2 protein-coding genes are annotated in these 2,229 nt (G+C 53.3%); one reads left to right on the top strand and one right to left on the bottom strand.

The window, feature by feature from the left end; all coding sequences use genetic code 11:
• On the top strand, positions 1-1,073 hold a 1,073-nt coding region (locus H8S64_RS21945; protein ID WP_186978707.1), incomplete at its 5' end, for a DNA topoisomerase.
• Between the two features lie 96 nt (positions 1,074-1,169).
• Here H8S64_RS21945 and H8S64_RS21940 read toward each other — a convergent pair.
• Positions 1,170-1,688: a dihydrofolate reductase family protein gene (locus H8S64_RS21940; RefSeq protein WP_186978706.1), complete on the bottom strand. Its 519-nt coding sequence runs from the start codon at positions 1,686-1,688 to the stop codon at positions 1,170-1,172.
• Positions 1,689-2,229 lie beyond the last annotated feature (541 nt).

Below are 2,229 nucleotides of genomic sequence, written 5' to 3'. Positions count from 1 at the left end.
AATACCCCCGCTTTGCCGGGTATGCCGCCGGGCTGGACGGCACACCCCTGAACCGCCGCAGCGTGAATGACGGCAAAGTGACCGACCACCACGCCTTAATCATTACCGAGAACCTGCCCGGCGAACTTTCCAAAGACGAGCGGGCGGTTTACGAGCTGGTAGCCGGGCGTATGCTGGAAGCCTTTTCGGGCAAGTGCGTGAAAGACGTTACCACCGCCATATTGTCGGCTGGAGATACCGACTTCACGGTGAAAGGGTCTGTGATGAAAGTAGCAGGCTGGCGTGCCGTGTTCGGCGAGCAGGAAACGGGCGGTGATGAAGAAGCCGCCAGCCTGCCGCCGCTTCAAGAGGGCGAAAGCCTGCCGATTTCCAACGTGGAACTGTTGGAGAAGCAGACCAAGCCGAAACCGCTGCACACGGAAAGCAGCCTGCTTGCCGCAATGGAGAACGCCGGAAAGGAACTGGAAGATGCCGAACTGAAAGCCAGCCTGAAAGATGCCGGGATAGGCACGCCCGCCACCCGTGCGGCGATTATCGAAACGCTGTTCGCCCGCCAGTACATCGTGCGTGAGAAGAAGAACCTTGTGCCTACCGACAAGGGGCTTGCCGTTTACAGGATTGTCAGGGACAAGAAGATTGCCGATGTCGAAATGACGGGCATGTGGGAAACCGCCCTTTCCAAGATAGAAGCGGGCAGCATGGATGCCGACACGTTCCGAAAGGGCATCGAGGTGTACGCCGCCCAAATCACGGCGGAACTGCTTTCGGTACAATTATCTGTTGCGGGCGGTGAAACCTGCCCCTGCCCGAAATGCGGTAGCGGGCGCATCCTGTTCTACCCGAAAGTGGCGAAGTGTTCCAACGTGGACTGCACGCTAACCATATTCCGCAACAAGTGCGACAAGCAGCTTTCCGACAAGCAGATTGTCGAGCTGGTGACGAAACGCAAGACCGGTCTAATCAAGGGGTTCAAGGGCAAGAACGGCAAGGCTTTCGATGCTTCGCTTGTGCTGGACGAACAGTTCAATGTCGTTTTTTCATTCCCCGAAAAGAAAGCGAAACCGAAGAAATAGCCTATCTTTGCCACTGAAATTTCATTGTGATAGGTTTTATAACTTATAATAATTGAAATTTTAGTGGTTGCGCCCGGCGGGAACCGGGCGCATTTTTTATACGCTCCCGCCAAACAGGTAGGTCGAACAGACCACCCCGTTATCCAGCACCCTGCTTTCCGAGAGTTTCCAATGTGAGCCGAATGTTTCCCCGATAAAGCCGATGCCGTTGCCCGCCATGACCGGGACGGTGTAGATTGTCAGGCTGTCCAGCAACCCGGCTTTAATCAATGAAGTAAGCAGCTTGCCGCCGCCCACCACCAGCATGGCGGTTTCCTGTTTCAATTCATAAATTCTTTGCAGCGGTTCTTCGGTCAGGAACTCCACGCCGCAGTCCGGCGTCACGTTGGTGTCGTAGTGTGACACCACAAAAGACCGCTTGCTTTTGTGCGGCCACCCGCCCCAGTGTTCAAAGATGTAGTTGTAGGTGTTCGCCCCCATAAGCAGGCAGCTTGCGGCGGCGTGTTCCCTTGCCGCCAGTTCCTTGACTTCACGGGGCATCCAGTCCAGTTCATAGTCCGGCGTGGCGGTATGCCCGTCCAGCGATACGGCGATGTGCGCTTTGATTTGTTCCATATTGTCAGGTATTAAAGTGATATAAATCCCTACTGTCTTGGCACGTTAGCCGCCACCCCAAAAAGAAAGCGTGGCATGACGCTGTTTCGATGCGAGGTACTGGCATACCCAAATGTGGAAACAGTGCAGCCACGCTATGACAAACGCATAGCATATCCTGCGCTGAATATCCCCACATTTTGAAAAGTGCCAGTTTTCGCATCGGGACGTTCGGCGAACGTATATGTTATATAAAGGCGAAATCGCAACCGGTGTTGTTCAGTCGCCGTTATTTTCTTATGTTACTTTTGCAAAAGTAGTTAAAATCACCCGAATAACCTTGCAAACAGAAAAAATCCTGCCGTGTTTCACAACAGGGCAGGACACAAGCACCTAAAAACACACAAGTTCCGCCCATGCGCCTAAGGGCGGATTGTGTTTCATTGAAGATTATATGAACCGATGACAAAACAGCTTTGGTTCGCCGTGTCTTTGGTGATGATGTCCCTTTCCCGCATGAAGCGGATATAGCTCTTTGCGGTGCGCTCCTTGATGTCCAATA

The organism is Butyricimonas hominis (genome assembly GCF_014287455.1).
Lineage (GTDB): Bacteria > Bacteroidota > Bacteroidia > Bacteroidales > Marinifilaceae > Butyricimonas > Butyricimonas muris.
The sequence above is the reverse complement of the archived record's forward strand: the minus strand, read 5'-3'. Positions and strand labels throughout refer to the sequence as shown.

Excerpts from the sequence above, each read along its gene's own strand:
- H8S64_RS21940 (WP_186978706.1), bottom strand. The coding sequence starts at position 1,688 with ATGGAACAAATCAAAGCGCACATCGCCGTATCGCTGGACGGGCATACC.